28 protein-coding genes and 1 pseudogene are annotated in these 25,678 nt (G+C 56.9%); 24 read left to right on the top strand and 5 right to left on the bottom strand.

All coding sequences use genetic code 11. The features are described 5' to 3' along the window. Window positions 1-14 precede the first annotated feature (14 nt). The 5 genes from ACIGHN_RS15330 to ACIGHN_RS15310 form a co-directional block, all read right to left on the bottom strand. Window positions 15-758 carry a PP2C family serine/threonine-protein phosphatase gene (locus tag ACIGHN_RS15330; protein ID WP_235503832.1) on the bottom strand — a complete coding sequence of 248 codons (744 nt, stop codon included), beginning with the start codon at window positions 756-758 and terminating at the stop codon, window positions 15-17. A 41-nt stretch (window positions 759-799) separates the two neighbouring features. After that, window positions 800-3,139, bottom strand: coding sequence for a type VI secretion system-associated FHA domain protein TagH (tagH, locus tag ACIGHN_RS15325; RefSeq protein ID WP_396505055.1), 2,340 nt, complete (start codon window positions 3,137-3,139; stop codon window positions 800-802). A gap of 35 nt (window positions 3,140-3,174) precedes the next feature. Then, window positions 3,175-3,651 (bottom strand): TssQ family T6SS-associated lipoprotein, encoded by a 477-nt coding sequence (locus ACIGHN_RS15320; RefSeq protein ID WP_156370499.1) that lies wholly within the window; start codon window positions 3,649-3,651, stop codon window positions 3,175-3,177. 4 nt (window positions 3,652-3,655) lie between these two features. Continuing rightward, the gene (locus ACIGHN_RS15315; RefSeq protein ID WP_396505054.1) at window positions 3,656-4,411 is read right to left on the bottom strand and encodes a PEGA domain-containing protein; all 756 of its coding nucleotides are present in this window, start codon (window positions 4,409-4,411) and stop codon (window positions 3,656-3,658) included. A gap of 94 nt (window positions 4,412-4,505) precedes the next feature. Then, a complete protein-coding gene (locus ACIGHN_RS15310) occupies window positions 4,506-6,608 on the bottom strand; it encodes a serine/threonine-protein kinase (RefSeq protein WP_396505053.1) in 2,103 nt (700 codons plus the stop codon). 682 nt (window positions 6,609-7,290) lie between these two features. Here ACIGHN_RS15310 and ACIGHN_RS15305 point away from each other — a divergent pair. From ACIGHN_RS15305 to ACIGHN_RS15190, 24 genes and pseudogenes are all read left to right on the top strand, one after another. Continuing rightward, window positions 7,291-7,773, top strand: a complete 483-nt coding sequence (locus tag ACIGHN_RS15305) for a type VI secretion system tube protein Hcp (RefSeq protein WP_056409670.1) — start codon at window positions 7,291-7,293, stop codon at window positions 7,771-7,773. Between the two features lie 207 nt (window positions 7,774-7,980). Continuing rightward, the gene (locus tag ACIGHN_RS15300) at window positions 7,981-10,326 is read left to right on the top strand and encodes a type VI secretion system Vgr family protein (protein WP_396505052.1); all 2,346 of its coding nucleotides are present in this window, start codon (window positions 7,981-7,983) and stop codon (window positions 10,324-10,326) included. Window positions 10,327-10,335: 9 nt separating this feature from the next. Then, window positions 10,336-11,448 carry a DUF2169 domain-containing protein gene (locus tag ACIGHN_RS15295; protein WP_396505051.1) on the top strand — a complete coding sequence of 371 codons (1,113 nt, stop codon included), beginning with the start codon at window positions 10,336-10,338 and terminating at the stop codon, window positions 11,446-11,448. Beyond that, window positions 11,445-12,635 (top strand): hypothetical protein, encoded by a 1,191-nt coding sequence (locus tag ACIGHN_RS15290; protein WP_396505050.1) that lies wholly within the window; start codon window positions 11,445-11,447, stop codon window positions 12,633-12,635. The genes ACIGHN_RS15295 and ACIGHN_RS15290 overlap by 4 nt, the downstream gene beginning before the upstream one ends. A 10-nt stretch (window positions 12,636-12,645) precedes the next feature. Continuing rightward, on the top strand, window positions 12,646-13,653 hold the full coding sequence (locus ACIGHN_RS15285) for a hypothetical protein (protein ID WP_396505049.1): 1,008 nt from the start codon (window positions 12,646-12,648) through the stop codon (window positions 13,651-13,653). 219 nt (window positions 13,654-13,872) lie between these two features. Then, window positions 13,873-14,250, top strand: a complete 378-nt coding sequence (locus tag ACIGHN_RS15280) for a hypothetical protein (protein WP_396505048.1) — start codon at window positions 13,873-13,875, stop codon at window positions 14,248-14,250. 26 nt (window positions 14,251-14,276) lie between these two features. Next, window positions 14,277-14,636 carry a DUF4150 domain-containing protein gene (locus ACIGHN_RS15275; protein ID WP_396505047.1) on the top strand — a complete coding sequence of 120 codons (360 nt, stop codon included), beginning with the start codon at window positions 14,277-14,279 and terminating at the stop codon, window positions 14,634-14,636. 156 nt (window positions 14,637-14,792) lie between these two features. Beyond that, on the top strand, window positions 14,793-15,203 hold the full coding sequence (locus tag ACIGHN_RS15270) for a hypothetical protein (RefSeq protein ID WP_396505046.1): 411 nt from the start codon (window positions 14,793-14,795) through the stop codon (window positions 15,201-15,203). A gap of 38 nt (window positions 15,204-15,241) precedes the next feature. Beyond that, complete coding sequence (locus ACIGHN_RS15265; protein ID WP_396505045.1) at window positions 15,242-15,823, top strand: hypothetical protein; 582 nt, start codon at window positions 15,242-15,244, stop codon at window positions 15,821-15,823. Then, window positions 15,820-16,305, top strand: coding sequence for a hypothetical protein (locus ACIGHN_RS15260; RefSeq protein WP_396505044.1), 486 nt, complete (start codon window positions 15,820-15,822; stop codon window positions 16,303-16,305). The genes ACIGHN_RS15265 and ACIGHN_RS15260 overlap by 4 nt, the downstream gene beginning before the upstream one ends. Beyond that, window positions 16,295-16,831 carry a hypothetical protein gene (locus tag ACIGHN_RS15255; RefSeq protein WP_396505043.1) on the top strand — a complete coding sequence of 179 codons (537 nt, stop codon included), beginning with the start codon at window positions 16,295-16,297 and terminating at the stop codon, window positions 16,829-16,831. Before ACIGHN_RS15260 ends, ACIGHN_RS15255 begins: the two co-directional genes overlap by 11 nt. A 34-nt stretch (window positions 16,832-16,865) precedes the next feature. Then, window positions 16,866-17,225, top strand: coding sequence for a DUF4150 domain-containing protein (locus tag ACIGHN_RS15250; RefSeq protein WP_396505042.1), 360 nt, complete (start codon window positions 16,866-16,868; stop codon window positions 17,223-17,225). A gap of 610 nt (window positions 17,226-17,835) precedes the next feature. Continuing rightward, window positions 17,836-18,402, top strand: coding sequence for a hypothetical protein (locus ACIGHN_RS15245; protein ID WP_396505041.1), 567 nt, complete (start codon window positions 17,836-17,838; stop codon window positions 18,400-18,402). 13 nt (window positions 18,403-18,415) lie between these two features. Continuing rightward, entirely contained in the window at window positions 18,416-19,405 is a 990-nt protein-coding gene (locus tag ACIGHN_RS15240; RefSeq protein ID WP_396505040.1) for a hypothetical protein, read from the top strand. 25 nt (window positions 19,406-19,430) lie between these two features. Then, window positions 19,431-19,790 carry a DUF4150 domain-containing protein gene (locus ACIGHN_RS15235; protein ID WP_056164364.1) on the top strand — a complete coding sequence of 120 codons (360 nt, stop codon included), beginning with the start codon at window positions 19,431-19,433 and terminating at the stop codon, window positions 19,788-19,790. Window positions 19,791-20,038: 248 nt separating this feature from the next. Then, entirely contained in the window at window positions 20,039-20,533 is a 495-nt protein-coding gene (locus ACIGHN_RS15230; RefSeq protein ID WP_396505039.1) for a hypothetical protein, read from the top strand. A gap of 367 nt (window positions 20,534-20,900) precedes the next feature. After that, window positions 20,901-21,110, top strand: a complete 210-nt coding sequence (locus ACIGHN_RS15225; protein ID WP_396505038.1) for a hypothetical protein — start codon at window positions 20,901-20,903, stop codon at window positions 21,108-21,110. Window positions 21,111-21,112: 2 nt separating this feature from the next. Then, a complete protein-coding gene (locus ACIGHN_RS15220) occupies window positions 21,113-22,096 on the top strand; it encodes a hypothetical protein (protein ID WP_396505037.1) in 984 nt (327 codons plus the stop codon). A gap of 24 nt (window positions 22,097-22,120) precedes the next feature. Further along, window positions 22,121-22,480 (top strand): DUF4150 domain-containing protein, encoded by a 360-nt coding sequence (locus tag ACIGHN_RS15215; RefSeq protein ID WP_396505036.1) that lies wholly within the window; start codon window positions 22,121-22,123, stop codon window positions 22,478-22,480. Between the two features lie 272 nt (window positions 22,481-22,752). Beyond that, window positions 22,753-23,440, top strand: a pseudogene (locus ACIGHN_RS15210) (RHS repeat-associated core domain-containing protein); the annotation flags it as partial. A 142-nt stretch (window positions 23,441-23,582) separates the two neighbouring features. Continuing rightward, a complete protein-coding gene (locus ACIGHN_RS15205) occupies window positions 23,583-23,804 on the top strand; it encodes a hypothetical protein (protein WP_396505035.1) in 222 nt (73 codons plus the stop codon). Then, window positions 23,728-24,270 (top strand): hypothetical protein, encoded by a 543-nt coding sequence (locus ACIGHN_RS15200; RefSeq protein WP_396505186.1) that lies wholly within the window; start codon window positions 23,728-23,730, stop codon window positions 24,268-24,270. Before ACIGHN_RS15205 ends, ACIGHN_RS15200 begins: the two co-directional genes overlap by 77 nt. A gap of 315 nt (window positions 24,271-24,585) precedes the next feature. Then, the gene (locus tag ACIGHN_RS15195; protein WP_396505034.1) at window positions 24,586-24,828 is read left to right on the top strand and encodes a hypothetical protein; all 243 of its coding nucleotides are present in this window, start codon (window positions 24,586-24,588) and stop codon (window positions 24,826-24,828) included. Window positions 24,829-25,218: 390 nt separating this feature from the next. Continuing rightward, entirely contained in the window at window positions 25,219-25,533 is a 315-nt protein-coding gene (locus ACIGHN_RS15190) for a hypothetical protein (protein ID WP_396505033.1), read from the top strand. Window positions 25,534-25,678: the final 145 nt, after the last annotated feature.

Here is a 25,678-nt window from a genome sequence, read left to right as displayed (position 1 = left end):
AGCATCCTTCGGGTTCAATTGACGGTGTGGTTGGCAGACACCCAGACGGCAAACGCGCTGAGATTGTCCTGGTGAGGGCGACCCTTGGAGGTCACGGTATCGGCCATGTTCTGCAGCCAGACGTCGGGCCGCTCCGAGCCCTGGAGCGCCTGCTCCATGGCGGATTCGTGGAGGTTCTCCCACAGCCCGTCCGAGCACAGCAGGAAGGCGTCTCCTTCCATGAGCTCCATGGATTCATGGAGCACCGTGGGGGGCACCTGCGACTCGGCACCGACCGCCCCGGCCAGGACGCTGCGATTGGGCAGTGAGCGAGGGTCTCCGTTGGCGTACATGCCGGCGTGCAGCAGTTGCTGCACCACGCTGTGGTCTTCGGTCATGCGGTGGACCTTGCCGCCGCGAAACCAATACAGCCGCGAATCGCCCCAGTGGGCCCACAGGGCCCGGCCGGTGACGGGCTCGATGCACAGCAGCACCACCGTCGCGCTCATGTGCATCCGCGAGATGGAGGTGGGCTGCTCTTCGGAGACCGTATGTTCCGCGCGAAAAATCAACGATGCGAGGCTCGCGGGCGCAAACATCGGGTTCTCGCGGTAGCCACCCAGCACCGCGTCCACGGTCAGGCGCGCTGCCAGCGCACCGTTGCCGTGGCCTCCGGCACCGTCGGCGAGCGTGCAGCAAAAGCCCTTGGGACCCAGGTCGATCATGCCCAGGTAGTCTTCGTTGGAAGCGCGCCCTCCCTTTTGGGTGATGGCAGACACTGACAGCTGCAATCGGTGCGCGTCTCCGGCAATGTGAGCGATCAAAGGTTCTCTCCTGCAGCCTGCGCGGCAGCTTCGTAGGCATCCACAAAAGTCTGGCCCGAGAACGCCATCAGGTCGTCTTCTGCGTTGCGGCGAATGGCGTCGTAGCGCTGTTGAAAGTCATCCCAGAGGGCCGCCTTGCGGTGGACGGACGATATCTTGGACAACAGGCCGGACGCTGCGGCGGCGTTCTTTTCCAGCTCGGCAGGGCTCATGCGCGCCACAGCCTCAGCGTAGGCGGCACGGATTCCGGCCATCAAGGCGATCTGGTGCACCGCCAGGTCCTTGTAGGCCTCCTGCATGGCCGGCACGGGCTTCATGAAGCCGGGGAAGGTCTGGCCCGCGAGCTGCAGCATCACGCCGTCTGCGGTGGGCAGGAACTTGAGCGGGTTGTTCGCTCCCGAGGCAATGATGGTGACGTCGGCCCGGAACTCGCGCTTGATCTCCGAGCGGGCGGACAGCAGGTCGATGGAGCCCTGCACCGCCACGCGCAGGGCTTCGCCGAATCCGCGCATGAAGTCCGGCGTGAGGTTGACATTCACCTTCCCCGGCTCGATCGCTGCACCTTCGAGAAAGGCTGCAGCCAGCGCGTCCAATGAGAAATCAGCGGGCGTGCCGGGTGCAGGCTGGGGCGCCGCAGCGGCCGGCGCAGCAGCGGCCAGCGCAGCAGCTGGCTGTGCGGGGGGTTGTGCCGCCACGTGCACATCCGCGAGGGTGGGTGCCTGCGCCACCGGCAGGGGCAGTGGAATAGGCTGCGGCAGCGGCATCACCGGCAGCGGCGATACCGGGTTCAGGAGACTCTCGGGGTTCAGCGCGCTCTCCGGCAGCGGAAGCGGAAGCGGAAGCGGCGCGGCAGCGCCGAGTCCGGGCAAGTCGGTGTGCGCACCGCCGTGCACGGTGGCCGGGGTGGCTTGTGTGGCTGCAGCATGTTTCGCGTGCTGCGTGCCGGGCGCGCCGCTGGGCGCCTGGAGTGCATCGTCCACACCCAGCAAATCTGTCGCCGGGGGCAGGGTATCCAGCGAGCCGCCACCAAAAAGGGCCAGGTCCAGGCCTTGCATGGCGTGCAGACCCGCTTGGACGACCGGCTCGGCAGGCGTGGGCGCTGCGGGCGCCGCATCGGGGATGGGTTTGGCCTGGCGGTGCTGCGCGTCGCGGGGCATGCTGAAAACCTGCGCAAGGTCGGAGCCGCGCGACATGCCATGGTCCTGCGATTCCACAAACATCGACTCGCCGGGTTCGCGAAACAGCTTCAGCGGGTTGAGCTCGATGGTGGGGTCCAGCCGTTCCGGCAGGCCCGTGTGCGCGGCATTGTCCATCTCTCCCGCGAACTGGCCCGACTTCGGCAAGGATTGCAGCAGGTCGTCGTTCTTGAGCTGGGCGACTTCGGACAGGCTCTGCGCCACCAGGTCGCCGCTCCAGGGGTCGCGGCGGTTGTCGATCTCTTTGGGGTCGGCCGCGAACGGATCGAAGTCGTCGGGTATCACCATGGCGCGGTGAGCGACCGGCTGTGCTGGCAAGGGCTTGCTGGCCGCAGGCTGCTTGTCGAACGGGTTGGGCAGTACCGGCTCCACGGCGCTCTGGAGGACCGGCTGGGCCGGTACCGGGGCCACGGGTGCTGGTGCAGTCACCACGGGCTCCGCGGACGGGGCCGGCGACACCTGGGGCGCTTCCACACGGCCCAGCATCGCGAATGGATTGCTGTCTGCCGCAGCACTGGCCGCCGATGAAGGAGGGGGGGCGTCGGGCAGGCATGCCAGAACCAGGTCCGGCATGTACGGGTCGCCGCCCACGATGGGCGCGATATCCGCCCATGGGTTGGGCAGCGAGGCCAGATCCAGGGACTTGTTGGCCACGGACGTGCTGGGCTGCGCTGGGGCTGCAGGCCATTGCGCGTCGGTTGGGGTCGGCGCCATCGCAGCCGGAGCCGGAGCCGGAGTCGGAGCGGGAGCGGGAGCTGCCGCAGGGGCCACTGCGGGTGCGGCCCTGCTGGCTGCCTGCGCCTGCGCCTGGACCTGTTGACCCGGCAGCACGGCCCGCAGCTGGTAGGGGCCGATGCCGATGTGCGCGCCGGGCAGCAGTGGTACCTCCTGGCCCGACAGCACTTCCAGTCCGTCCACCTGCACGGAGCGACGCTCGCAAAGGTTGGCAATGTAGGCCTGGTCGGAGTCGAGACGCACCATGGCGTGCACGCGCGCCACCATCGCATCGTCGTCGGGCAGAACCAGCTTGTTCTGGCCCGCGCGTCCGACGGTTCCCCCGGCCATGCCAAAGATGGCAGACCAATGGCGGTCCACCGGGCCGCCGGATTGGTGCGTCACCACCAGTTCAATCTTGTCCATTGCGTTCGCGCTCGCGTTGTCTCTGTGCTGGCTGGTCAGGGCGTTTTGCGTGCGCCGCGCTTGTTGCGCGCCGCGTTGCGGGCGTTGATGAACTCGCGTCCCCACACCGGGTGGCCCTTCTCGGCTTCGGTCAGCTGAAACGTCGGGTCCTGCTCCAGCGCCAGTTCAAACTGTTGCCTGCAAGGACGCGGCCGGCCCGCAGCGCAGTGGCTGAAGGCCATGAACTTGCGTGCCTTGATCTGCGACGTCAGGGGCAATTCAGGGGCATCGGCCAGGGGCGTGAGCTTGGCAATCGCCTCGTCGAATTGACCCTCTGCATAAACACTCAGCGCTTCTGTGAGCAGGGCCTCTTTCTGTGCGCGTGGGTCCACCGGGGCGACCGGTTCGGGGATGGGGGGCGCGGGCGGAGGGGCTTCCACCTTGGGCTCGGGTGCCTTGGGGGTGGTCTCGCAAGCAGTGAGGAAAAGGCTTGCGCACCCGATGATCAGGGCGCTCCAGAAACGGTTTCGCATGGATTTATCTCGCGTCAAAGTCATGGGTGATGGTGATCGTTTGATCCGGCTCGACCTTCAGCGTCTTGCGCACGGTCTCAAAGCCGGGATTGCTGAAGTCAATGCTGTGGGACCCCGGTGGGAGTTTGATTTCGGTCAGCGGAGGGGTCACACCGAGTCTTTTGCCATTGAGGGTGACATTCGCCCAGGGGGACACACGCAGTTGAACATTGTTTTCCGTGCTCAGGGGTCTGCGGGCGCCCAGAGCAGACGCTGCCCCTGCAGGGGACGACAGGAAGTTGCCACCCGCTGCGGGCAGCAGCGGCGTGATGGCCGTGATCACCGAACTGTTGAGCGAAAAGACCAGCGGATTGGCAGGCGCACCCTGCGCCTGGCCGCCCTGGTTCCCCAGGGGCCGGCTGCACTGCCAGCCGCGCCTGCCTTGCACCCTGACATAGGCGTCGCGCCACGGCGTGTTCTGCAGCTCGTACTCTTCCAGCGCGAAAGAGGGCCGGGCTTCGAATGCCGCATCGAAGGCGGCATCGCACCGGGCCCATTCCTTGTTGGTGCAGTACACGAACGCCAGGTACTTGTGCGCAGTGGATCTTTCGCGCCGGTCCGGCAGGCCTGCGAACAAGGATGCCTGCAATGCCTTTTCCGCGAGATCCAGCTTTCGCGAATCGTAGAGCGAGATGCCCTGTCCCAGGTACTGGCGGCCTGCTGCAGAGTCCGGGCCGCGCACCTCAGGCGCAGGCGGCTCGTTGCAGTCGTTGGACGCCACGGATGATCCTGCGCCAAGGCACAGGCACAGAAATGCGACCCATCGCGGTAAAGCGTTCATTGGCATGTCGGCAGGCGTCGGCGATGGGGTTGCACTACTCGAACTGATGGCTGATCACCACCGGTTCACCTTTTTTGACCTGCACCGTCCTGACGACGGTGGCGGCGGCGGGGTTGCTCACCTCGATGCGGTGGGCGCCTTCCGGAAGCTCGACGGAGGTCATTGGAGGGGTTGTGCCCACCGGGTTGCCGTTCACGGAAATCCGGCCCCATGGGCTGATGCGCAGTACCACGCGGCCCATGTCACCCACGGGCTTGGGCGGGGTTTTGGGCGTCGCCACAGGCTCTGCCGGGGTACTGGCTGGGTTGGCCGCGGGGGGCGTTGGCGCCGTGGTGGCAGGGGTTGATGTCGCAGCAGGAGGCGATTCAGGGCGCTCTGGTGCGGAAGGCGCGAGGGCCACCGTATCGGCGGGCGCTGCGGGGGCCGTGCTTTTCGCGGGCTCCTGGATCTCCATGCGGCTGATGAGCGCCATGGCCTCGCTGCGGTACTTGCCTTGTGGGTGGGCACCCAGGTACGCGTCCAGCGCTCCCACCGTGCCTGCGGCCTGGGCTTCGCGCCAGTGCTGATCGTCGAGCGTCAGCGCCACTTCTTCCGCAGGTCGTTCCGAAGAGCTGTCTTGGGTGCCCCACCACACGGCCAGCGCCGTTGCAACGACGAATGCCGCGCCCACGGCAGCCCAGCGCATGGTGGTGGGCACGCGGGACACCCGTGGCCGCGTCGCGCCATCTGCCGTTGCGCCGCTGTGCTGGCGCGCTGGCTTGGGCGAGGTCGCGGGTGCCGAAGGTGCGCCCGTATTGGCCGCAGCGCCCGCGGCAGCCGCTGCACCCATTGCTGATGGTGTCGCTGCCGAAGTGCGGGCAGATGCCGAAGCGGCGTCGCTGCCGGGGGCAAGGCCCATGGCGGGGCCTTCAGCGGGGGGGAGCGGGGTTGCCGTGGGCAGGTCTTGCTGCTGCATGGCGTCGGGCAGCGGTGGCATCACCCCGAAGACGGCATTGGCGGGGTGGCCGGGCGAGGCGCTCGATGCAGACGGTGCGCTGAACGCTGCTGCCTGTGCCAGAGGATCCCACGCCGCATTCGCGCCGGGCGCATCGGCAAGCAATTCGGCAGGGACCGCCGTGCGCACGGATTCGCCCGGTGCCACTGCGCCTTGCGCTGCGGCGGCAGGTACGGCCGGCGACAAAGGCGGCAAGGCGGCCGTTGCAACCGGGGCTCCCGCGTCCTTCCACGGCGCAGACATGGGCATCGTGAAGGTGGTGATGCCCAGCAGCTCCTTGAGCGCCGCGATGGTCTGGGGGCGATCTTGCGGCTTGACGGCCAATGCGCGGTCCACCCCATGCAGGAACTGGGCCGAGTACCCCGGGTAGGCCGTGGTCGACAGCGCAGCCACCGGGTCGTTGATCATTCTGGCCACCGAGGTGGCGGGCGGCTTGCCGGTGATCGCCAGATAGAGCATGGCGCCGATCTGGTAGATGTCCGTCCAGGCCCCTTGTGGCATCGCGCCGTCGTCCACGTACTGCTCGATGGGGGCAAAGCCGGGCTTGAGCACCATCGTCAGGGCCTGCGTCATGTCACCGATGATGCGGCGCGCAGCCCCGAAGTCGAGCAGCACGGGCATCCCCGAGTTCTGCAGGAAGACGTTATCCGGTGCGATATCGCGGTGGTAGCAGTCCGCCGCGTGCAGCATCTCCACCACGTCAAGAACAGGCCCGACGATGGCGGCCAACATGCGCTGGTTCATCCGGTCCTGTTGCGCGGTCAGAAACTCCCGGAACGTCTGCCCTTCGTAGTGGCGCATAACCATATAGGCCGTGCCATTGAACTCGAAGAACCGGTACACGTGCACCAGGGCAGGGTGCGAGAACTTGGCCAGCAGGCGTGCTTCGTTGATGAAGCTGCGCAGCCCGGCATCGAACGCACCCCGGTGCTGGGAGCGAACGTGGATTTCATTGGAAGACTTGCGCCCCGCCAAGGTGGCAGGCATGTATTCCTTGATGGCCACCACCCGGTCCAGGCTGATATCCCGAGCGCGGTACACGATGCCAAACCCGCCTTCGCCAATGACGTCGAGCAGCCGATATTCACCGACCTGCACGCCAGGCGCCAAGCAATTGGCTGATCCTCCAACGGTGTCAATCATGAGGTGACGCCTCTGCTTTCATTCTCGGTTACAGCTCTACTCAATATGCTTGCTGACAAAGACAATTCTTTGGTGGCACCGGACGAAGAACGAATCGGCGCCAGATCGTCGTGGTTCACTCCACAGATCCAGTCACCATCACCATGGCTGATTGGCGGTGGTTGACGTCTTGGCGCAACACCGTATGAACGGCATGACTCGCTGTCTGGAGAAGGTTTGGGCAACATTTCGCAACAAATTGGAGGCCTCACACAGAGGTCTATAGAGGTGCGAAAGCGCGGGCGAGTCTAACGTGAAGCCATTACAAAATGCGTCACGAAATGCGGCTTTTTGAACGCGGAAACACACTGTTTCCAATGTTGCCCAGGTGCGTTCATTTGCTGTCACTTGAAACCCTTTTTTTGACGCCGTCCCCGTAACATCCGCCCGCAAACGAGCTTGCGAGGGAGGGGAATCAATGCAGGCACGCCAGCGATGCGCCATCGATCGGCGCCGTGTGCGCAGGGGAGAGTGTGTAGCCAAGACGCACTCCCGACTTGTGAATCACGCACATCGCAGGCTGGTCCCTCTCAGGCAGCTTGTCTGTGAAAGGCATCGCATCCCCTTGCGATGCCTTGATCGTGGGCGCGTTGCCCGCAGCAGGGTTTGTTCTCGCATTTTTTGAACCAAAAAGAGGTACGTGATGACTGTCGCAATTTTTATGAAAGTGGAAGGTGCCAGCGGTGAGTCGAAAGACGCTGCGCACAAGGACTGGACCGATGTCGAGTCTTTCACCTGGGGCGTGACCCAGCCTCACTCGATGGCCAGCGGCGGCGGTGCCGGCGCGGGCAAGGCCGATTTTCAGAACCTGAACATCGTTGCCAACATCGACAAGTGCTACCCCGCCGTGCTCAAGCATTGCGCCACCGGTAAGCATTTGGGCCAAGTGGAAATCTCGATGTGCAAGGCCGGCGGCACGCAGATCGAGTTTGGCAAGATCACGCTGACCGACGTGATGGTGACCAACGTCACCGTCAGCGGCACCAGCTCTGGCGACACCGTGGTGGTGAACTACGCGTTCCAGGCTGCCAAGATCAAGACCGAGTACTCCGAGCAGACCGCTCAGGGTGGCAAGGGTGCTACGAGCCAGATGGGCTTCAGCATCAAGGAAAACAAGGAAGCCTGATAGCCGGGGCTTTTGCCCCCTGGCTGCTTTCTTCGGTGCGCACGTTCGCTGCGCATCCCAAGAGCCGCGTCTACGGAGGCGGCTCTTTTTTGTCCGCTGGACGGCGGGCCCATCGACCTGAACCCCGTTTGCCCGGCGCCACGCGTTGCACTGCCCCAGTGCGACTGTTGACGGGTGAGCGCCAAGATACATACCCAACCCTTTGCCATGACCCGCCGCGTCAAGATCCAAACCCCGCTGGGCGAACAACTGCAGTTTCGCAAACTCGACGGCACAGAGGCGCTGAGCGAGCTGTACTCGCTAGAGATCGACCTGGTGAGCGCGAGCAAAAGCATCGACCCCAAGGCGCTGTTGGGCAAGGCGGCATCGGTGGAGGTCGAGATAGAAGGCCTGGGCAAACGCTACCTGAGCGGCCTGGTGACGCACTTTGGCATGCAGGGGCAGGACCACCGGTGGGGGTCTTACCGGATGCGCCTTCGCCCCTGGCTGTGGGTGGCCACGCGCAAGACCGACTTCAAGATCTTCCAGCACAAGACCGTGCCGGACATCATCATGGAAGTGCTGGGCAAATACGGCTATCCCATCGAAAAAAAGCTCACCCGCACCTACCGCACCTGGGACTACTGCACCCAGTACGGCGAGAGCGACTACCAATTCGTGGCGCGCCTGCTCGAGCACGAAGGCGCCTACTACTACTTCACGCACAGCGCGGGCAGCCACACCCTGGTGCTGGCCGACGACATCGTGGGCTCGCACAGCCCGCTGCCGGGCGGGCACGTCATCCCGTTCTACCCACCGGGCAAGGCGGCCGTGGCCGAGCGCGAGCACTTCCATGCGTGGGAGCTCACGCAGGAAGTGCAGCCCGGGCGCCACTACAACGACGACTACGACTTCAAGAAACCCCGGGCCGACCTGTCCAACATGCGCCAAAACCCCCCGGGGCACGAGCACGACAAGTACGAAATCTACGAATGGCCCGGCGGCTACACCGAATTCCCGGACGGCGAGACCTACGCCCGGCTGCGCCTGCAGGAACACCTGGCCAAGCAAAACCGCGTGCTGGGCCGCGCCAACAAACGCAACCTGGCGCCCGGCTACACCATCAACCTGGAAAACTACCCGCGCGAAGACCAAAACCGCCAGTACCTGGTGCTGAGCGTGCACTACCACTTCGAAGAAAACCCCGAAGTGAGCAGCGCCAAGGCAGGGGGCGCCACGGCGACCAAGAACACGCAGGAGGCCGGCTCCATCCAACAATTCGTGATGCGGGCGCAGCCCACCAGCAGCGACTACCGCCCCCCGCGCACCACAGAAAAGCCGCGCACCCGCGGCCCGCAGACCGCGGTGGTGGTGGGCCCGCCCGGAGAAGAAATCTGGACCGACAAGTACGGCCGCGTCAAAGTGCAATTCCACTGGGACCGCATCGGCGCGATGGACGAGAACTCCAGCTGCTGGGTGCGCGTATCCACCAGCTGGGCGGGCCCGCAGTTCGGCGCCGTGTTCATCCCGCGCATCGGCATGGAAGTGATCATCGACCACCTCAACGGCGATCCGGACTACCCCATCCTCACGGGCTGCGTCTACAACGCCGTCAACATGCCCCCGTGGAGCCTGCCGGGCAACGCCACGCAAAGCGGGATCCTCACGCGATCGAGCAAGGGCGGCGCGGCGGGCGCGGGTATGAAAAACGGCCCGGGCGACGCCAACGCCCTGCGGTTTGAAGACAAGGCGGGGCAGGAGCAGCTGTGGCTGCACGCGCAGAAAGACCAGCTGACCGAAGTCGAGAACGATGAAGAAAAGTGGGTGGGCCGCGACCGCGAGAAGACCATCGACCGGGACGAGACCAACACCATCCACCGGGACCGCACCGAGACGGTGGACCGCAACGAGAAGATCACCGTGCACGGCTGGCGCACGGAAGAGGTCGATGGCGACGAGACCATCACCATCCACAGCAACTGCAAAGAGCGGGTGGACCACAACGAGACCGTGGACATCGGCGACAACCAGACCTTCAAGATCGGCATCAACCGCACCAAGACGGTGGGCAAGAACGAGAAGGACAAGATCGGCAGCAACTGGTCCATCAAGGTGGGCAAGTTCAAGACCGAAACCGTCGGTATCGCCTACCTGCAAAACGTGGGCGTGGGGCGCATGGAGAACGTGGGCGTTGCCTACAACCTGAACGTGGGCGCCATGATGGCCACGCTGGTGGGCAAGACCCAGACCACGAAGGTAGGCAGCGACAAAAGCACCACGGTAGGAACCAAGTACACGTTGACGGTGGGCGGTGGTAGCGCGGGTGCTGGTGGAGGGGCGGCCGGAGCAGCGGGGGTGAAGAACATCGTTGCGCCATCCGGAGGCGAAGGAGATGGCGCTGGCGGAGGAAATAAATCCAACATCACCATGGAGGCAGACAGCATCACCCTCCAGGTGGGGCAAAGCGTCATGGTGATGAAGGCTGATGGCACCATCACCATCAACGGCCAGGAAATCGACATCGTGGGCTCCAAACACGTTGGTGTGGAATCCAAGCGCATCGACTTGAACTGAGCAGGCACCATGAACGGACCGGACCTGCTGATGCCCGCGCCGGTGCAGGCAGCACCCTTGGCGGAAATGCGCAACCACACCAGCTTTGAAAGCCAGTACTTTCAAATGATGGACACGGGCGACGAGGTGTTCCACGTCATTGCCTGCCGCGTCACTTATGACCTTGCGCGCCTTGACGCCGATGGAACGCCCCAGTTGGCGCAACATCAGGTGCCCTTGGTCGATGCGGACCAGTTTTACGCACAGCCCACCACCAGCAGCTGCATTCAAGAAAGCGACTTCGCGCCCTACAAGCCGCAGTGCGACATCCTGCTGGCCAACGCCACCGCTTACTCGCCAGAGGGCCAGCCTGAACGCCGCTGGCCCGTAGGTGCGCGCATCGGCAATTGGCAAAAAGTGCTGGCAGTCACCGGCCCGCGCCGAATGCACGAAGGAGTGCTTGGATGGAAGGTTACCGAGCCAGAAAAAGCCACCGAAGTCCCATTGCGCTGGGAGCTGGCCTACGGAGGCACCTGCCAATGGCCCCTGCATCCCGCTGCCGACCAAGAGCCTGAGATATGGGCACCCTACGAAGCGAACCCCATAGGCTGCGGTTGGGTCGACAAAGCGTGGCACAAGAAAAGCCGATTGGACGAATTCCCTGCGCCACAGATCGAGGCCTTCAACCAACCTTTCGATGCCAACGCAGCCAATGCCATGCGGTACACACCTGTGGGTGTGGGCCCTGTCGGCAAATGGTGGACCCCCAGGCGCGCAAAGGGCGGCACCTACGACCAGGCCTGGAAGGAAAGCCGATGGCCCAGGCTGCCCAAGGACTTCGACTTCGGCTACTGGAACTGCGCCCCCGAAGATCAACAAATACCTTACCCGGAAGGCGGTGAAGAAATCCTTCTGGTGGGCCTGACTCCCGGTCAACGCGTGTTTAAGTGCCAATTGCCTCCACCGGCCGTGCACGCCGTGGCCCGCCTGAAGGTCGGCCCGGTGCTGCCTCTGCCCATGCGTCTGGACACCGTCACCGTCGATTTCAAGGCCAGGACGCTCAGTTGCGTCTGGCGTATCCAAGTAGCGGCACAGTTTGGCGTGCGCGTGCTGGAGCTGCGACGCGGGCAGGTGCCTGCATGAGCCCGACGCCAGCGTCCATCCCCGCAAGCAACGCCGGGACAGCCAAAGCGCAGGTCAAGCCCAACAGCTACCCGCGCCCTGGCGACATGGGTAACTGTGTGGGTTGCGTGTTGCCCAAAACCAGCCCGCTACTCAGCCCGCCCAATAATCGCCCCGAGACTGAGGAAGAAGGCTGGTTCGACAAGTTCAAGCAAGGTGCCAAGGACGCAGCGCAGTACTACAAGGACAACATCTCCGAGTCGATGCACGAGTTCGGAGCCAATGCCATGGACACGGGGGGTAAGGTGGCCATGGCCGGGGGGGCCACTGCGGCGGCTGGCGGCATGGTGGCGGCCACGGGTATCGGAGCGCCAGTGGGTGCGGGCATGGCCACGGCGGGTGGCGCAGCGGCAGCAGCTGGAGGCGTGGTGGGTGCGGTTGGAGCAGGCACTGACTCCGCGGCGACCGTGTTGGACAGCGCAGCGACGTGGATCACCGAGGGCAAGGCGCCGGATTTGGTGCAACCTGCATTGGCGTTGGGAGAGAGGTTGCTGACCGGCATGGTGCTTAAGAAGGTGCCGGGTTTGGGGGGCAGTGGGAAAAAATCAAATAATTCAAATGCGAATGGTAGTTCTGGTGGCTATTTGACGGGCGGGGGGCGCTGCAGATTGCGGCGATACAGTGAAGGTTGTAAGGACGGGCGAACTCCGCACCACGTCGTGCCCGATCACGTTTTTAAGCAACCTGGTAATGGCGCGTATTATCCCGCGGGGAAGCAGCATCCCACCGGATTCAAGCATGCGGATGGTTGGACGGTGTGCGCGAGTGGTAAGACTAAGAGTTCAAAGCCAGACGGAACTCGTACCAAAAAAGGGCTGTTTTCAAACCCTAAAGATTGGTTCAACTCGTTGGATGAGCATGGAAAGATACATGCCATTCTCGACGTAGAGGAAATCATTCTCCGCACAAAGGGTACCCCCAAGGGCACTACATCTCTCGGTGAAATGGAAATAGCGGGGGTGGCGGCAGCAGCCAAAGTGCTCGGCTGCGACGCGAAAGAGATGTTGACAGATCTTCGTGCCAAACATAACGCAGATGGACTTCCAGCGGACATGAAGGTGCGAGCTGATCCTGATGGCAAGGTGCGTGATCTCGATCCATCACAGATGGGAACAGGTACCTCTGCTGGCGGTCACGGGACAAACTAAAGGAGAAGAAATGGCTGAAGTTCACTTTTTGGATGCGTGTGCAATCTCGCAGGATTTTTTGTACGTTGCCTCACAACTGGATGATGTGGATCCACGGGAAGTTGCACATACACGCATGTGTACGTATTTTTCGAAGGATGGAACATGGTTTTCTCACGATGTTGAGATGAATGCTATTTCGGTGGCCGTAAAGATTAATCATGCAAATGATTCTGAGGATCGTCGTCTCATATCACTTTCGACCGAAGGTGAAATTGATATTTTTGCAAAAGGAGATTATGTCTGGCGCACCGAGAAAATTCCTGAAGCCGGTGTGCGCCTAGGAACACGCGGCCGGATGACCCATATCAGGCAAATTGGAGCACATTTGTTTGCATGTGGTCACAATGGGCAGATTTATCAGCGCAACGGTAGCGCTGACTGGTGCGCTATTGATGAAGGCGTATACAAAGCAGCGGAGTATTCCGACAGCGACGATGCTGAAGTGCGTGCTCAAGTAATGTTGGATGCGATTATGAATAAACGCATCCTTAACTGCATTGATGGCAATAGCGAGCAGGATATTTACGTAGTGGGTGACTCTGGATATATGGCTCATTATGACGGAAAAGCCTGGAGCCAAATAGAGTTGCAAACCGATGAGCATTTACAATGGATTCGTTGTTACGGTGCAAATGAAGTTTGGGCTTGCGGCTATAACGGGACCTTGCTCAAGGGTAGTGTGACTTCAGGCTTTAAAGATGTTAGCAGTATTGACGACAATGACACATGGTGGTGTTTAGTAAAGCATGAAGAAGAAGTTTATCTATCTGCGACATCAGGATTATTTCGATTTGATTCGACGAGTACAAAAATTGCACGCGTCAGCACCGGCCTTAAACCAGAGGTTGAAGATACTTACCGTTTAGATGCTAAAGAGGGGGCTTTATGGTCGATGGGCGAGAAGGATATTGTCCGCTTCTATAAAGGCAATTGGGAGCGCATTCATCATGTTGACAATCCTCCAGTTGAGGAGTAGTAGGTTTTATTTGACAGTCTTTCCAATGACAACTCCCAGTTCAGGCTCGAAAATAAATTCTTCAAAACTGCTGCAAGGGCTGGTCGTGTTGGTTGGCAAACACGGCTGCGGTTCCTCCTGGCAGTTTCTCGCTAGTAGCAATGCAAAAAATATTCATTTCTGTCACAAGAGCCGAGCGAGCGAGAAGGTGCTATTAAGAGAAATGACAGACTGATTCGTTTGCAGTCGCTGCATGAAGATGGATTGGCTTTAGAGTGGATGGCTGCTGATGCTGATGCTGATGCTGGGGCTGTGGATAGTCGTGGTTACGTGCTGATTGGCAATAATCGCTGGGTATTGCGTAATATTTCCATCTTCGGAGGTGGCCATTTTCGATATTGTGGCGATTTGCCGTTCGGACTGCTTTGGAGCAGCAGTTTTGAGCACGCACAGTTGCTGTTGGGGAACGATCACACTGGCCCACCAAAATCAAAAGATGCACGCGTTACTTTTTTTCTTGCAGATGGGCGCAGTGTAGAAATTGTTTATGAAGCAAATCTACGAACAATAGCGCTAATAAATGTTGGTTTCGTAGGGTCATCCGTGCCTTGCAGATGAAATGATTCAAACATTTGGAGCTATGTATGTCCAACGAAGCCGCCACCGCCAAAGATGCTCAGTTCGTACTGGTCAACCTGGTACCGGACGTGTGCCTTACTCCATCTAAAAAGGGCTACCCAGTGCCCTACGTCATCACACACAAGATGGACCAAAGCGAGCAATGTTCGCCCAACGTTTTCTTTCGCGGTAAGGCTGCGTACCTTCACAACGAAAGCTATGTGGACAACGTGCGCGGCGATGAGCCGGGCGGCGGAAAAGGCGTGGTGAGCGACACCCACGTACAGATCAGCCACAACATCGATAAGAGCGCGACGGTATTTGTGAACGGGCGCCAGATTGTTCGAACAGGGGACAAGATGTGGATGAACTGGCGCAAGCCGTGACGAACGCGATCCGTTCACTGCTAAATTGATAGCTGCTTGCGCTTGCAAATAAAGCGGTAGAGGTCAATTCGACTCAGTAAATAGGCTCGCCAAGCTGTTTTGATTAGCGCTGTTCGGTCTGCGCGTGCTGGAGCTGCGACGCGGGCAGGTGCCTGCATGAGCCCGACGCCAGCGTCCATCCCCGCAAGCAACGCCGGGACAGCCAAAGCGCAGGTCAAGCCCAACAGCTACTCGCGCCCAGGCGACATGGGTAACTGTGTGGGTTGCGTGTTGCCCAAAACCAGCCCGCTACTCAGCCCGCCCAATAATCGCCCCGAGACCGAGGAAGAAGGCTGGTTCGACAAGTTCAAGCAAGGTGCCATGGACGCAGCGCAGTACTACAAGGACAACATCTCGGAGTCGATGCACGAGTTTGGCGCCAACGCCATGGACACAGGGGTAAGGTGGCCATGGCCGGGGGGGCCACTGCGGCGGCTGGTGGCATGGTGGCGGCGACGGGTATCGGAGCGCCAGTGGGTGCGGGCATGGCCACGGCGGGTGGCGCAGCGGCAGCAGCTGGAGGTGTAGTGGGCGCAGTGGGAGTAGGCGCTGATTCTGCCGCGACAGTGTTAGACAGCGCAGCCACTTGGATCACTGAGGGCAAGACGCCAGACTTAGTTAAGCCTCTTGTGGCCTTGGGGGAGCGAGTCCTGACCAACACGGTGCTCAAGAAAGTACCGGGCTTGGGATCCCAATCGGGGCCTTCGAAAAAGAGCGCCAGCAACGGTGGTGGTCATATAAAGAAAAATTGTGCAGCACTGCAAAATGGTCTGCCCGGCACTGGCTATCGGGGGGGGCGCCACAGCGATATAAAAAAAGGTGGAAACTCTTACAGCCCCAAAAGGCAATCACATCATGTACCTGCGGATTCTGCTTATGGTTCCATTAATGGAAATCCGGTAAGTTCAGATAATAAGCCCACTATACAGATGGACTTGGAAGATCATAAAAATACCGCCAGTTACGATAATAAGCCGGGGGCTGCGCAGTATCGAGATACACAAGCAAGACTTATGATGTCTGGAAAAGCCGGCTTCGCTAGTGCTTTGGCTATGGATATCCAAGATGTGAAAAGCAAATTCCCGGGAAAATATACATCTGCGATTGCTCAAATGATGGCGTGGTCAAAGTGCATGGGTTATATATGAAGAAATCGTATTTCGATGCATGGGCGGCTGAAATTATTGCAGCACGTGAGCCTTTAAATTTTACTCAAACACAGCGATTTGTTGAGCTTTTATATGAGGTCGATGAGGTCGTTAGTATAGAAGTTGGATATGTCTTATTTCATCTATTTACTGATGGCGAGGATAATGGCGTTAAACAGCACGTAGTGTGTTTGCTGAGCGGATATCCCGTTTATGAATATTATAGATCGTTGTTGTTGGCACTTCCCGAAATGCTCAAGCAGTGTTTGGTAAATGATTGGCCTTACAGTGCTGCTGATTATTGGGGGAGAGATTTGCAGGATGGTGATTTGGGCGAGCTATTGAGGGCATATTTTGATAGTACGGCTGAGGAAAAAGAATCTTTTTTAAAAATAATCCTGAGTCAAGCTTTTTTTCACGACCACTCTTGGCCTGCAGAGTTTATTAAATTGGTTAGAAAGCGAGAAAAAAATGGAATCTGATGTTGAAAAGTTACTAAGAGACGCAATCGTTGCGCGCAATCAGGAGCCTTTCGGAATATCATTCGATTTTCTTCCGGCTAATTTTCCCAAGGATGTTCCTGCTTCGTATCACAAAACTTCTAAGGCGTATCTTTTTGTCTGGAGTTTAGACCGAGATGCCATCGTTGACGATATTGAAGAGGGGGGAGGGCTGCGATCTGTTATCGGTTTTGTGAAGAAGCGAGAAAAGTCGCCATTAGAGTTGTTTGAACTTATTGGTTTTGGATTCATGCCAGCTCATTTAAAGCCTGAATTTAAGAGTTTTTTGCTTACTTACGATTGGCCGGGTTGGGTTCATAGGTATGAAGAAGATTTTGATAGGATTTTCGTTGGCGAATACAATGACCCTCTGTTGTTCGAAAATGGATATTTAACTCGATGGCATGTGCCACCTACATGGAAAAACTATGACGCAATTGCAAAAATCATCGACAGAAGGTTGATTGAATGGAGGAAGTTTGAGTTGCTTAAAAATAGCAAGCGTTAGTTCTTGAAATTTCTATTCAACATGCAAAAAAAACATGGCTGACGAAGCTGCTACCGCTAAAGATGTTCAGTTTGTTTTGGTTAATATTGTTCCAGATGTTTGCCTGACACCCAACAAAAAGGGGTATCCAGTGCCATATGTGATTACTCACCAAATGGATCAAAGCGAACAATGCTCGCCCAACGTGTTTTTTAGGGGTAAGGCTGCATACCTCCACAACGAAAGCTATGTAGACAACGTGCGTGGCGATGAGCCAGGTGCGGGCAAGGGGGTGGTCAGCGACACCCACGTGCAGATAAGCCACAACATCGACAAAAGTGCGACGGTATTCGTGAATGGGCGCCAGATAGTGCGCACCGGCGACAAGATGTGGATGAACTGGCGCAAGCCGTGACGAATACGTGGTCCGTTTACTATTAAATTGATAGCTATTTGCGCTTGTAAATAAAGCGGTAGATGTCAATTCGACTTCAGTAAATAAGCACGCCAAGCTGTGGTGGCTGCGCAGCTTGGCGTGCGCGTGCTGGAGCTGTGATGCGGGCGGGTGCCTGCATGAGCCCGACGCCAGCGTCCATCCCCGCAAGCAACGCTGGGACAGCCAAAGCGCAGGTCAAGCCCAACAGCTACCCGCGCCCAGGCGACATGGGTAACTGCGTCGGTTGTGTTCTGCCCAAGACCAGCCCGCTGCTCAGCCCGCCCAATAATCGCCCCGAGACCGAGGAAGAAGGCTGGTTCGACAAGTTCAAGCAAGGAGCCAAGGACGCAGCGCAGTACTACAAGGACAACATCTCGGAGTCGATGCACGAGTTTGGCGCCAACGCCATGGACACAGGGGTAAGGTGGCCATGGCCGGGGGGGCCACTGCGGCGGCTGGTGGCATGGTGGCGGCGACGGGTATCGGAGCGCCAGTGGGTGCGGGCATGGCCACGGCGGGTGGCGCAGCGGCAGCAGCTGGAGGCGTGGTGGGTGCAGTGGGGGTGGGCACTGACTCAGCGGCGACCGTGTTGGACACAGCAGCCACTTGGATCACTGAGGGCAAGCCGCCAGACATAGTGAAGCCAGTTGTAGCCTTGGGAGAGCGGGTTCTGACCAGCATAGTGCTGAAGAAGGTGCCAGGATTGGGTGGGGGTAAGCCCCCGACCAAAAAATCTAATAGCAATTCCGGCGGGTACACCAAGGGGTGCAAGCATTTAGAGAAAGGCCCGCCCGGAGCCAAATACCAAGGTGGTAGCCACCGGAGAGTTCAGGAAGATAGTCAGAAATATGTGCGTGAATCACACCATATACCGCCAAAAAGTGTCAGCCCTCATGGGGCGCTTGATGGTCCAGCAATATCAATGGACTATGAAGATCACCGGGCGCTTAATAGTACTGGCAGGCGTCTGAATAGTGCGGCTTCAAAAGCACAAGAACGCTTAGCGCATTCTGGACCTAAGGGTTTTGCGGCCGCAATTCTTGAGGAAATCAATGATATTCAGAAGGTCAATAAAGATGGAAAATACAACGCAGCAATAGAATGGATGTTGTTGTACGCTGCATGCATGGGTTATATAGGTATCGGTAAGAAATAATATTGAGGTTTTTATGAGTAACCTGGATTCATTGCTCTCTTCTTTGTTGAAAGATGCTAGCAGCGAGGAGTTGAATACGCCATTGGTGTCCTCGGATGATGTTCATTCTCACAAGAGGGGAAATAACGGACATATTTATGTGGGATGCCTGGCGCTGTGGCTTCTGGAGAGAAAGGCATTGGTTTTTGGTATGCATATAAAACAGCAGCACAAAAAAATGGTTGATGACGTCATGAAGATAAACCCTGGCGCCATGTCTGAGAAATATCTCGATGGCGAGATATGGATGGACGATGTTGGCGAGAATTTGAAGACGTTTGTGGCAGACTACGTTAGAAATGATGCGCTATATCCTGCGGATTTTGAAGAGATAACTATTGTTAAAGCGGGTAAAAATATAGGGGATTTCATACCTGATGATAAGGAAACTTACAAGATTGTCGCAAATATTATTAATCAAAGATATGCTTTGTATGCTTCCGGAGATGCTCGGTGGAAGTTCGTAGAAAGTAAATATGTAGAGTTAGAATTGGAGGAGTGGGAGAGGTCGGAGGCTGGCTGGCTCAATGCAATGAGCCAATTGAATATAATTAACCCCGTATCAGAGCAGGGTAGGCGACAAGATTTAAATAAGTTTTGGGCGCTGGTTGATCATTCTGCAGAAATCGCATCCGAAAAAGTGGCCTCGGTATTAGTCGCACAGACGGGTAAGGATCTGGGCGACGGCGTATGGGAGTCTGTCAGAAATTCCTTGGTAAATTTTCCATTTGAAGTGGCAATTAATGCCATTTTCAAAGATGCGATGCGGCTCAATAAGATTGGATCTCTGAGTGAAATCTTGAGTCCTTGGGGTAATCTCGATAAAGATCAAGTAATTGAATTATCGGTGATTTTCGATTCTTTGGATAATGATCGAAAGCTTGCAATACTATCAGCGATTAGGGAAGGTGTGAGAAATCGCGAAGACTGGGCAAGAGAGTGGGATGAGGTTCTCTCGCACTAATATGACACGAATTACATATTGATTTATGGCCAATGAAGCAGCAACTGCCAAAGATGCTCAGTTCGTTCTTGTCAATTTGGTGCCCGATGTGTGTTTGACGCCGTCCAAAAAGGGTTATCCAGTACCTTACGTGATCACTCACCAGATGGACCAGAGTGAGCAAACGTCACCCAATGTCTTCTTTCGAGGTAAAGAAGCGTATTTGCATAACGAAAGCTATGTGGATAACGTGCGCGGCGATGAGCCAGGTGCGGGCAAGGGGGTGGTCAGCGACACCCACGTGCAGATAAGCCACAACATCGACAAAAGTGCGACGGTATTCGTGAATGGGCGCCAGATAGTGCGCACCGGCGACAAGATGTGGATGAACTGGCGCAAGCCGTGACGAATACGTGGTCCGTTTACTACTAAATTGATAGCTATTTGCGCTTGTAAATAAAGCGGTAGATGTCAATTCAACTTCAGTAAATAAGCACGCCAAGCTGTGGTGGCTGCACAGTTTGGCGTGCGCGTGCTGGAGCTGCGACGCGGGCAGGTGCCTGCATGAGCCCGACGCCAGCGTCCATCCCCGCAAGCAACGCTGGGACAGCCAAAGCGCAGGTCAAGCCCAACAGTTACCCGCGCCCAGGCGACATGGGTAACTGCGTCGGTTGTGTTCTGCCCAAGACCAGCCCGCTGCTCAGCCCGCCCAATAATCGCCCCGAGACCGAGGAAGAAGGCTGGTTCGACAAGTTCAAGCAAGGAGCCAAGGACGCAGCGCAGTACTACAAGGACAACATCTCGGAGTCGATGCACGAGTTCGGCGCCAACGCCATGGACACCGGGGGTAAGGTGGCCATGGCCGGGGGGGCCACTGCGGCTGCTGGTGGCATGGTGGCGGCGACGGGTATCGGAGCGCCAGTGGGTGAGGGCATGGCCACGGCGGGTGGCGCAGCGGCAGCAGCTGGAGGCGTGGTGGGTGCAGTGGGCGCAGGCACCGACACGGCAGCGACAGCTCTGGATGCAGCAGCGACGTGGATCACCGAGGGGAAGGCGCCAGACTTGGTGCAACCGGCATTGGCGTTGGGAGAGAGGTTGCTTACGAACATGGTACTCAAGAAAGTGCCCGGGTTTGGGGGCAGGCGGTAAAAGCAACAAAGATAAAGGAGGCGGTTCGGGCTCCGGAGGTGGGTACATCCCTGGAGTTCTCGGCCCGTGCTTAGTAGGTGTCACATCCCGGACGATCAAAGATGCATGTGTTGCGCAGGGCGGGCAAACCCATCATATTGTTGCGGATAAAACCTTTGGGACGACAGCACGCAAGTCGAGAGAGCAGGATATAGGCCGCATTCCAGGTAAGGGAGGCGTATCCGCTCAAAACTTCGATGCTCCGTCAATCTGTCTGCAGGGAAATGCAAAAACAGCGGGAACCCAACATAACACTGCACATCAAGCTGACGCAAAGGTCAAAGTGTTAGGTGATCAGAAAGATAATGGGCCTCAAGGAACTGTACCCATGGGTGAAATCATCAAGATTTATGAGAAAGCGGCAATTGCTGCGCGCCCTGACTGCAAAGATCAGCTCGAAAATGCAGTGAAAAAGGGTTTTAGGAATGTTGACAAGAACCAGTCAGGTCGGACCACAGACTCTTTGCCAAAGGGTGAGTCCAAAGAACATTTAGAGCAAGGTCAAAAGGCTCCTCGTCGAAACGGTACCAAGAGATAAAAATGAAACCTATAGGAACATATCGTACTGGCGCTGCAATTGCTAGCGACTGCTTTTGCGCATCAGTAGCGATGGATGAATACGACGATTTTGAGCGCTACTCGCGTGTCGTAACTTACGATGAGCAAGACCATGAAACATGGATTTTTCATGAGGAAGATAGATTAATTTGCAGCGTATGTATATTTCGCGATACGCAAGATGGCTCTCGATACTTTGCCAATCTATCAGAGGATGGAGAGGTGCAGATCATGACTGAGAATTTTTTGGAGGAAAAAATTCTTGGCGCTGGTGTGAATGGAGAAGACTCAGTGGGTTGGGGATATTTATCGGATATTCAGCAAATTGGCGACCATCTTTATGCTTGCGGATATTCCGGGCAAGTCTACAAACGATGGGGGCCTAACGACTGGGTGCATATGGATTCAGGCTTGTTGCAGGATCCGAAAACTCCGATGGAGGATACGATAGCCCTTTCCGTCATCAATGGACCACATGAAAATGCCATCTATGCAGCGGGCTATCAACACGCCGAATGGTTGCCGCCGAAGGCATATTTTTTCAATGGCAGTCAATGGCGCGAGCTAGAGTTGCCTGCAGTGGCAGAACGAATCGTTAACATGTACGTGGAGTCCGAATCTCGCATTTGGATGTGCGGCTCCAACGGCACTTTGTTGCTGGGGAATGCGCAGGATGGCTTCAAGAGTCTGTCCACCATAGACGACAACCAATTGTTCACTTCGGTGTGCAAGTTTAAAGACAAGATATGTCTGGCATCGAATATGGGGTTATTCGCCTATGACCCCACCAATTCAGATGCAGGCATTCGCAAGGTCGTGACCGGGCTACAGCCTGAACTGCAGGACGCCAACATCGTGGATAGCTATGACAAGGTTCTCTGGTCGATTGGTCCCAAGGATATTGCGCGGTTTGACGGTAATAAGTGGGAACGTATCCAAGATCCTGATAACCCTCCAATCCGTTAAACCAAAAAAATAGAAAATCAAAATATGTTCGACGAAGCCGCCACCGCTAAAGATGCCCAGTTCGTATTGGTCAATCTGGTACCGGACGTGTGCCTTACTCCATCTAAAAAGGGCTACCCAGTGCCCTACGTCATCACACACCAGATGGACCAAAGCGAGCAATGCTCGCCCAACGTTTTCTTTCGTGGCAAGGCTGCTTACCTTCATAACGAAAGCTATGTGGATAACGTGCGAGGCGATGAGCCGGGCGCGGGCAAGGGGGTGGTCAGCGACACCCACGTACAGATCAGCCACAACATCGATAAAAGCGCGACGGTATTTGTGAACGGGCGACAGATCGTGCGCACGGGCGACAAGATGTGGATGAACTGGCGCAAGCCGTGACGAATACGTGGTCCGTTTACTACTAAATTGATAGCTATTTACACTTGTAAATGAGGCAGTAGATGTCAATTCGACTTCAGCAAATAAGCACGCCAAGCTGTGGTGGCTGCGCAGTCTGGCATGCGCGTGCTGGAGCTGTGATGCGGGCGGGTGCCTGCATGAGCCCGACGCCAGCGTCTATCAAGACCTGCACTTTGAATACGACGCACACGGCAACGTGACCCGTCGCACCCGGGGCAACCAAAAAGCAGGCCACCAGGAAGTGGTTGGTCGTGCTGCGCTGGAATGCAGACCACCAGCTGATCGAATCGACGAGCACGCGCCACGGCGTGAGCCAAACCGCCCGGTATGCCTACGACGCGTTGGGCCGCAGAGTGACCAAGAGCGACGCCTTCGGTAGCACCCGCTACCTGTGGGATGGCGACCTGATGATCCACAGCCAGCGCGGGGTCAAGCAAGCACTGTATGTCTACGAGCCCGACAGCTTCATTCCGTTGGCGACAGTGCAAGGGGCTGCGAACGACTCTGCCAGCGAGCAAACCTATTGGTACCAGTGCGACCAGATCGGAGTGCCGCAAGAGTTGACCGATGAGCAAGGCCACATAGCCTGGGCGGCGGATTACAAGGTGTGGGGAGAGGCCAAACTAAGAGCGATGGATTGACCTAGAACCGGCACGGATGGTGGACCTGCGCGGGGTGGCGGCGCTTGGCATGTAGGCGCTATCGGTTCATCATCGTATGGGGGTGCGGTTGCATCGCCGAGAGTCGAGCAGCCGTTCCGCTTTCAGGGGCAGCAGTTTGATGAAGAGACAGGGCTGCACTACAACCGGTTCAGGTACTACGATCCTACGGTGGGTCGGTTTGTTTCTCAAGATCCGATTGGGCTGAAAGGCGGTGAAAACCTTTTCAACTACTCTCCAAATTCTTTGACATGGATTGATCCATTAGGTCTAGCAGCTACGGCAGGCAGTCTCGCAAATAGGGCGCAAAACCTCCCGGCATCCTTAAGGCCCAATACGGTTGCAGTTATTCGCCACAACGACGGCACAATAACGGCGGGTAGAAATCAGGGGGGCAATCAAATGATGATGTATCAAACAAGTTGAAGGATATACCCCAAAATGCTTATGGAGGCGAATGCGCCGAAGTCAATGCTATAGCCAGAGCTAAGAATAAAGGCAGCAGTCTAGAAGGTGCTGTGATTACTGTGGTAGATGTTCGGGGCAAGGGAAGCACGAGTGGTCGGCATGGCAAAGCCAAATGCCCTTGCGATGTATGTGGTGAGTTGCTCAAAGCATTTGGAGTCAAATGTGTTATTGAATGAAAATTGTCTAGAATCGTTGACTACGCGTTCAATGCAGGCATTGGGTGGAATAGTTTTATATCGCTATTTTAAGAGTCGTAATAAACTCACGGCTGAAATTCAAGCATTAGCTCTTCATCAAATATCAGTTCTGGTCGAAGAGAGCTTGCTTAAATGGGAGCGGAGTGGGGCAGCGTTGTCCATAAATGGAAGGGGCGATCCAAATCCCGAATATTTTTCAATTATCGACATGCAGTTGGAACAGGTTCCCTCTAAAATAATTGATGCATCGACAGAAATTGGGCTTTGCGCTCTTTATACAGATGACCATGCTGAGTCTTTGTTGTTTCTTGGATCGCTGTTGAAATGGACTGGTTTTGAGGAAATTCCGATGGAAGACGAGATTTTGGAAGCGTTACCTAGAGGGAGAGGGTGGGGGAAAAAAATTTCCGAGGAAAAATATAAAAATATAATTGGAAAACTCTGACATTGGTCTGCTTGCCTGTTTTTTTTGCAAACAGATGCTTTGAAATTGAGGCTTTTTTGTGGTTATCTGTCATAATTTTTCAAGATTATCAATCCGCACGGGGACAACACCGCGTGGCTGAGACGAGACTGGCGAAGGCGCCATCTTTGACAATCGGCTGCGTTTCTACCAAGCCAGCGCGGGGTCAAGCAAGCTCTGTATGTCTACGAGCCTGACAGCTTCATTCCGTTGGCGACAGTGCAAGGGGCTGGGAATGACTTGGCCTGCGAGCAAACTTATTGATACCAGTGCGACCAGATCGGAGCGCCGCAGGAGTTGACTGATGAGCGCTGCCGCATTGTCTGGGCGGCGGATTACAAGGTGTGGGGGGAGGCCAAACTAAGAGCGATCGATTGGCTTAGAACCGGCACGGATGGTGGACCTGCGCGGGGTGGCAGCGCTTGGCATGTAGGCGCTGCCGGTTCATCATCGTATGGAGGTGCGGTTGCATCGCCGATAGTCGAGCAGCCGTTCCGCTTCCAAGGGCAGCAGTTTGATGAAGAGACGGGGCTGCACTAAACCGGTCCAGGTACTACGATCCACTGGACTCCTCGCTCGCAAACACCGGCACCGCAACACTCGCGACCATCTAAGTTCGAGCGGGCGGGTCGCCTTGTCTGAGAGAGTGGCCCGCGGCATGGGGTTGCGCTTTGTCTACGAGAGAACTGCACGTGGATCAAGGGCGTCTGGGTGGACTGCCTGCCTTGTTTGACGCCAACATGCACCGCCAAGCCCTTGTCACCAACTTCGCATCACGCGCTGCGGTTATAAGGACTTGGCGTTGGAATAGACCGAGCATGGCAGCGTCATCCAGCGAATTCGTGGCAATCTGGGCGCTGGCACGCAGCCAAGCAGAGACGATCACCAACCCTGAATGAAATTAATCGATTAATTAAAATTATTGCAACTATGAATGGTGAAGAAAAAATTTCAATCCCAAAAAACATAATTATAGATCTCATCGCCGAGATCAGGGTTGTAGATGTTGCTTTGTATCGATTCTCGCAGACGGAGATGATCGATTCAGTAGCGGCGTCTGACGACGTAAGTAAGAACTTTGCAGCCCTATTTGCAGAGAAGCGAATGGGGAATAGAATATCTTCTATTGGGGCATCATTTGTTGATTGGTTGATAAATGAGGGGAAAATCAATGAATCAGATCTTGATGAAATAGACGTCGCTTGCGTGTCGAAGCTTTTAAAGGACTTCAACATAAAATATTGAATGCGGAGTCAAACTTCGCGTTTAGATCTATTTGAGTGTTTTTGGCGTCAATTTTTCCAACCCTTTTTTTCGATTTCCTGCTGCAGATCGTCAATCAATAAGATTTTGTATTTTTCTCCGCAAAGCTTTTTGAGCTTGACGCTTA

This window comes from Acidovorax sp. NPDC077693, from assembly GCF_044542805.1.
Taxonomy (GTDB): domain Bacteria; phylum Pseudomonadota; class Gammaproteobacteria; order Burkholderiales; family Burkholderiaceae_C; genus Acidovorax.
The sequence above is the reverse complement of the archived record's forward strand: the minus strand, read 5'-3'. Positions and strand labels throughout refer to the sequence as shown.